1 protein-coding gene is annotated in these 786 nt (G+C 76.3%); it reads left to right on the top strand.

All coding sequences use genetic code 11. The features are described 5' to 3' along the window. Positions 1–58: 58 nt before the first annotated feature. On the top strand, positions 59–786 hold a 728-nt coding region (locus VR45_RS23130; protein WP_045941737.1), incomplete at its 3' end, for a lipid II flippase MurJ.

The following is a 786-nucleotide window of genomic DNA, read 5'->3' as shown; positions in this document are numbered from 1 at the left end:
TGACCTCGATCGTCCTCGGCCTCGCCGCCCGCGCGGCCCGACCCCCGACGGGCACGCCATGACGACGGACCAACCGACGGTCGTGCCCACCACCCTGCCGGCCCCCCGCCCCGCCCCGCCCGGACCGGGACCGGCCGCCGCCCCGCGCGGCCGCTTCCTCGCCAGGGCCTTCGGCGTCACCGCCGTCCTCAGCGCCGCCGGCTCCGCCCTCGGACTGCTGCGCGACCTCCTGCTCGCCCGCTACTTCGGCGCCAATCAGGGCACCGACGCCTTCCTGGTCGCCTGGACCGTCCCCGAGACCGCAGCACCCCTGCTGATCGAGGACGCCATGTCCTTCCTCATGGTGCCCGCCTTCGCCCTCGCCCTGGTCCTCCGCGAGGAACGCCCCGACGGCCCCGACCCCGTCCGCCAGGTCGTCCGGGCCACCCTGCCCTGGCTGCTCCTCGCCCTCACCACCCTCTCCCTCGGCGCCGCCCTCGGCGCCCCCCAACTCGTCGACCTGCTCGCCCCCGGCCTCGCCGACCCCCGACTCGCCGTCACCTGCACCCGGATCACCGCGATCACCGTGCTGCCGTTCGGCGTCGCCGGCTACCTCGCCGCCGCCCTGCGCGCCCACCACCGCTTCACCGCCCCGGCCGGCATCTACGTCGCCTACAACCTCGGCATCCTGGTCGTCCTGCTCAGCTGCCACGCCCTGTGGGGCGTGCGCTCCGCCGCGATCGGCGTCGCCCTCGGCAGCCTCCTCATGGCCGGCCTGCTGATCGGCCCCTTCCTGCGCGCCCTGCG

The sequence above is a fragment of the Streptomyces sp. NRRL S-495 genome, assembly GCF_000966955.1.
Lineage (GTDB): Bacteria > Actinomycetota > Actinomycetes > Streptomycetales > Streptomycetaceae > Kitasatospora > Kitasatospora purpeofusca.
This window is presented reverse-complemented; position numbering and strand designations above follow the sequence as displayed.